Origin of the sequence: Mucilaginibacter sp. (assembly GCF_039207105.1) — a bacterium.
GTDB lineage: Bacteria > Bacteroidota > Bacteroidia > Sphingobacteriales > Sphingobacteriaceae > Mucilaginibacter.
In genome coordinates this window covers 22,608-29,004 of sequence record NZ_JBCECK010000067.1, presented here as the reverse complement: position 1 = coordinate 29,004, position 6,397 = coordinate 22,608, and the positions used below count along the sequence as shown (strand labels likewise).

The following is a 6,397-nucleotide window of genomic DNA, read 5'->3' as shown; positions in this document are numbered from 1 at the left end:
AACACAAACTGCTGCGGCGAATATTTAGTTGCAGGTTTTGAGTTTTTAGTTTTGAGTTCAGTTTTTTGAATTTTGACTTTTGAATTTTGACTTTTCAACACAGCAGTCTGTTGCCCGCCACTTGCCAACGCGGTATTAAAATATTTATTGATCACATCCTGCATGGCATCGCCTATTTGGGTAAGCTTGTATTTACCGGCCATATGAGCTGTCATGATAGGAGTCTTTAACCGGAGTGTACTGCTATCGGCATTGGCGGTTGATTTAAGGCTAACCGTATCCAGCTGTACACGCTGGCCTTTATTAATCACCAGCAAGTCGGTAGCCAGTATATCGGCATTCAGGTAATCCGGATCGGCGGTGGGTACATTGGCTACCAGCTTACCATGAAAGCGCATATCATCCTTCACAAAATTGAGCTTTTGCAGGTTGATGCTGTCAATGGTCAGCGTGCCGTTTACCGCCGGATATTTCCGGTTAAGGGAGGCCTTGGCATCCAGGCTGAAATTGATGTTCGGATCTTTCATACGGGCAATGGCAGTATAGTTGCCATTGCTTGAGCTGCCCTGCATCACCAGGTTTTGATAGGTGTAGCCTTTTACGTAAGCTTTGGCTAAGTTGCCAGTAAATTGTATGCTTGCCTTTTTAGGATCAAGGCTTACACCTTTGAGGTTAGCGCTCATGGTTATTTTGCCCACCATTTGCGGCTGTTTAGTTAAAGCTCCAACATTAAGCTCGTTAGCTTTGATACTGGCAGTATAAGTTTCTTTACCCTTATGCTGACCGTTTTTCATGGCTGCTATCAAGTCTACCGCACCATAGCTGCTGCGCAGGCCCATTTTGGTGTCAAAGTTGGTCATGCTGCCTTTAAACGTACCCTTTAGGTTCATTTTTTCAGGGATGCTTACATTAGGCGGGATGCTTCCTGCCGGAGCTACCTTAGCTATATCTGAGCGGGTAGTAGTAAAGTCGGCTATGTTTACGTCAAAATAGGCCTTGTTCACATCGGGCAAGCCTTTCATTTTGGCCGATGCCTTGATGTGGGTACTACTTAAGCCGGTAACTTCCAGATTAGGGATATTCAGGTTATTCACCTGCCCGTTAACTTTGCCATTTATTTTGAAAACTGTTCCCGGCGAGCTTTTGAATGGTTCCATCGTGGCCATAGTAGGCATAAGTAATAAAACATCTTTTAAACCCAGGCGGCTGCCATCCAGATCGGCATTGATACCCAAAGCGCCAATGTTTTTGGTGATGGCATCAATGGATGGGTATTTGACCTGTACTGATTTTTGCAGTACGGTTTGCGGGGTCTCCAGCAGCAGATCGTTCATGTAGGCATTGGTTGGCCCGTAAAAAAATGCGGTATGGAATTTATTAATCTGTAAACCACTTTTTTCCTTGAATGAGAAAGCGGTTATTTTACCTGAAATGGTATCCGGGCTATAGGATATATTTTCGGCTTCGGCGTTCAGGTTGCGCATATCCATGTGGCCAAAATCGAGTCCTTTGGGTATGGCCTTTTGTGCCTCGTTATCAAATTTAATATTATCATTGGTAAAGCTCACTTTGCCCAGGGTAACCGCCCATTTTGAAGTTTGGGGCGATGATACCAGCGTATCCAGTTTTTTAGCGGTTTTTACTATCGCCTTTTCTACCGTTTTAGGTTTGGCCAGACTCAGCGCTGCTTTGGTATCATTCAGTTCAATACTGGTGATGCCTACTTTTTGCTTTTTGAGATCTATTTTATCCATGTTGACCAAAAACTTGCTCAGGTCAACATTGGCGGTCATTTCGGCGCTGCGGTAATCAACCTTTATTTTTGATACATCTATCACACCCAAATTCAGATCCATGTTAAGCGGGGTGGTGGCGGTATCAACAGGCGGTGGGCCGGTTGGCGTTTGGATAACCAGCGCGTCTACATTTGATAAATTGATCCTGGGTATGGTAAACTTCATTTTATCCATATCAAAATCCTTGATACGGGTATCAAAATGGCCCAGCAAAAATTTTACATCATTACCTGTAATGGCATCTTTGTATTTAATGTTGATACGATCAAGGATGATCTTGTCCATCGAGAATTTCATGGTGGAGGTAGTATCCTCGGGCTTAACCTCTTTTTTCTGTTCGCCTACAAAAGCCTTGATAATATAATCGAAATTGAAAACGCTGTCGGCCCCGCGGTTTACATTGGCGGTAATACCCTGGAGGTTGATCTCATTCACCTCCACCTCGCTGTGCAGCAGTTTTAAAAGGCTGATATCGACCTTTAAATTGTCGCCGGCAATAAGGGTATCCTTTTTCTGATCCTCAAAGTAAACATCCTGCAAAACAATAAGCTTGGGCAGGCCAAGGCTGATGTGGCCAATTTGCACTTTAGTGTGGATCTTCCCCTGTAAAAAATTTACCGCTTTATTTTTAGCAAAATTTTGTACAGCAGGCACCTGTATTAAAATAACTACAAGCAACACCAAAAAAATGACACTTGCAACTATCCAAAGCAGGGTTTTGAGGGCTATTCGTCCAAATTTTTTCAATTGCATTAGTTTTTCAAGGGTGATGATTGTTTAGCATTATAATAATCAAACAGCATGCTACAAAAGCTTTATTGATTATTCTGGTTTAAGTTACACTCGGATCGGCACAAATACGCAATGCCTCAACAGATAGATATCCGAATTTTCAGGGCATTTAGTTTTTCAACACTTGATAAGGCAAACTTGTTTTTTAATAACTTTGCATTTGACCAGATTTTGTTGAAAAGGATTACACTATGCCAGATTTTTCCCACTTACACGTACACACCCAGTTCTCCCTGCTTGATGGTGCCGCCGATATATCAAAACTATATAAAAAGGCTGCAAAAGATGGCATGAAGGCCCTGGCCATAACCGATCATGGTAACATGTTTGGTGTGTTTAAGTTTGTAGCCGAAGCAGGCAAACACAATGTAAAACCCATTGTAGGCTGCGAATTTTACGTGGTGGAAGACAGGCATAAAAAGCAGTTTACCAAAGAGAAAAAAGACGTACGCCGCCACCAGCTGATGCTGGCAAAAAATGCAGAGGGCTATAAAAACCTGGTGAAACTGTGTTCGCTTGGCTATATGGAAGGCTTGTACAGTAAATGGCCACGTATTGATAAGGAACTGATATTAAAACACCATAAGGGCTTAATTGCCACTACCTGCTGCATTGGTGCATCGGTACCGCAGGCCATATTACGGGAAACCCCTGAAAAGGCCGAGGAAGAATTTAAATGGTGGCTTGACCTGTTTGGCGAGGATTTTTATATTGAGCTGCAGCGCCATGAAATTCCGGAGCAAACTACCATCAACAACGTATTGCTTACCTATGCTAAAAAATATAATGTAAAGGTAATATGCTCCAATGATTCGCACTATGTAGATCAGCAGGACTCCAATGCGCATGATATTTTGCTGTGTGTAAACACTGGCGATATGCAGAGTACCCCGATAGCTACCGATGAAGAGGGTGGCAAGGGCTATAGGTTTGGTTTCCCTAATGACCAGTTTTATTTTAAAACGCAGGCCGAAATGGGCAGCCTGTTCTCCGATCTGCCGGAATCATTAGATAATACCAACGAGATTGTTGATAAGGTAGAGGTGCTTAAACTGAAACGGGATATCCTGTTACCTAACTTTATCATCCCCGAAGAATTTAAGGTACACAATACCCCCGATGCGGATACGCTTAACCAGTGGGAGTATTTAAAGCATTTAACCTTCATGGGCGCCAAGGAGCGCTATATTGATATTTCGCCCGAGACGGAAGAACGCATCAACTTTGAGCTGTTCACTATACGTACTATGGGCTTTGCCGGTTACTTTTTAATTGTAGCCGACTTTATTAAGCATGGCCGCGATATCGGTGTGTTCATTGGCCCGGGGCGCGGCTCGGCGGCGGGATCGGTGGTGGCTTATTGTACTGGTATCACCAATATCGACCCGATGAAGTACAACCTCCTGTTCGAGAGGTTCCTTAACCCGGATCGTAAGTCGATGCCCGATATTGATACCGACTTTGATGACTCAGGCCGTCAGCGTGTTATTGACTATGTGGTTGATAAATATGGTAAAAACCAGGTAGCGCAGATCATCACTTATGGTTCAATGGCTGCCCGTACCAGTATTCAGGATGTGGGCCGTGTGCTGGATATGCCGTTGTCTGAAATGGCCGCTATTAAAAAGCTGGTTCCCGATACTTTAGGTATCACCTTAAAAGATGCTATTGAGCAGGTACCCGAATTAAAAGCAATATTGGATGGCAACGACCTGCGCTCCCAGGTACTGCGTGAGGCTGAGAAGCTGGAAGGCTCGGTACGTAACACGGGTGTACACGCCGCGGGTATCATCATTGCGCCTTATGACTTAACTGATATTGTACCGGTTGCCGTTGCTAAAGACTCCGACCTGTTGGTTACCCAGTATGATGGCCGGGTGATTGAGGATGCCGGGGTTATTAAGATGGACTTTTTAGGCCTTAAAACCCTAACCATTTTAAAGGATGCTCTGCGCATGATCAGGCAAAATCATGGTATTCATATTGATATTGATTACATACCGCTTGACGATCAGAAAACATACGAGCTTTATCAAAGGGGCGATACCAACGGTACCTTCCAGTTTGAAAGTGATGGCATGCAAATGTACCTGCGCGAGCTTAAGCCCGATAAGTTTGAAGATTTGATTGCCATGAACGCCCTTTACCGTCCGGGTCCTATAGAGTATATACCAAACTTTATTAGCCGTAAGCACGGGCGCGAAGCTATAGTGTTTGACCTTCCGGATATGGAGGAATACCTGGGCGAAACCTATGGTATTACCGTATATCAGGAACAGGTGATGCTTTTATCGCAAAAACTGGCAGGCTTTAGTAAAGGCGATGCCGACGTACTGCGTAAGGCGATGGGTAAAAAGCAAATTGAGGTATTGAACAAAATGGAGGCCCAGTTTATGGACGGGGCAGTAGCCAAAGGCCACCCTAAAGATAAGCTTACCAAAATATGGACCGACTGGAAAGCCTTCGCGCAATACGCCTTTAATAAATCGCACTCTACTTGCTATGCCTTTGTGGCTTACCAAACTGCTTACTTAAAAGCGCACTTCCCATCTGAGTATATGGCGGCGGTTTTAAATAACCAGAACAATATGGAAAAGATCACCTTTTTCATGGAAGAGTGCCGCAGGATGGGTGTAGAGGTATTAGGTCCGGATATTAACGAGTCTGACATGTCATTCGCGGTGAACAGGCGTGGTCAGGTACGTTTTGGCTTAACCGGTGTTAAGGGTGTAGGCGATAAAGCGGTGGAAAGTATTATTGAGGAGCGCAATGCTAATGGCCCCTATACTTCATTATATGATTTTGCAAGGCGATCAAATACACGCAGTGTAAACCGTAAATCGTACGAAAACCTGGTTTATGGCGGGGCATTTGATGGCTTTGGTGTTAACCGGTCGCAGTTTTTTGCAAAGACCGATGTAGGTATCTTAACCGGGGTCGAACGCCTTATTAAATATGCCAATGATTATCAGAATGTGCAGAGCAGTTCGCAATCATCATTATTTGGCGGATCTGTAGCATCATATGTTCCTGAGCCACCAATGCCCGAGGCAGATGAATGGCCGCTGATTGAGAAATTGAAGTACGAAAAAACGGTTATTGGTATATATTTAACCGGCCACCCATTAGATAATTATAAAGTAGAACTGGAAAGATTTTGCAACAGTACCATCAGCGATCTGAAACTGATGCAAAAAGCGCGCTCGGGCGAAGGGGGTGAAGAAATTATGGGCGCCTTTAATGAGCTCCGTAAGCGCGGCGAGATCAGGATTGGCGGGCTGGTAGGTAACGTACAGCATAAAATGACCAAAACAGGTAAGCCTTTCGGCACTTTTGTGCTGGAGGATTATAATGAATCGTACGAGTTTGCCATGTTTGGCGAAGATTATGTGAAGTTCCGTAACCTGATGATGGATGGGTACTTCTTGCACATTAAGGGTAATATAGAAGAGAAATTTCGCCAGAAGGATAACTGGGATCTGCGCATTCAGGTGATGAGCTTGCTATCGGAAATGCGGGATAAAATGACTAAATCTTTAACGGTTTGTATAGATGTAAAGATGCTTAACAGCAAATTACTGGATGATATACAGCGTGCTATTAATGAAAACAATCAGAAGTATCCGGTACAAAATTGTAAGCTGCGTTTCCAGATCAAGGATAGGGAAGAAGCTATGTTGGTTGAACTGGCTTCCAAGAACTTTAAGGTGAGCCCAAGCGATGATCTGATGGCTGATATTTTTAACCTCACTAACGTTCAGCCGGTGCTGAACTAAAATAACTTTTTTTATATCGACTGTAAGTGTACA

The 6,397-nt window shown here is 43.8% G+C and carries 1 protein-coding gene and 1 pseudogene; one reads left to right on the top strand and one right to left on the bottom strand.

Features of this window, described 5'->3' with window-relative positions:
- Positions 1 to 2,549: pseudogene (locus AAGC65_RS14750) on the bottom strand (translocation/assembly module TamB); the annotation flags it as partial.
- Between the two features lie 230 nt (positions 2,550 to 2,779).
- Here AAGC65_RS14750 and dnaE point away from each other — a divergent pair.
- On the top strand, positions 2,780 to 6,364 hold the full coding sequence (gene dnaE / locus AAGC65_RS14745; RefSeq protein ID WP_343113226.1) for a DNA polymerase III subunit alpha: 3,585 nt from the start codon (positions 2,780 to 2,782) through the stop codon (positions 6,362 to 6,364).
- Positions 6,365 to 6,397 lie beyond the last annotated feature (33 nt).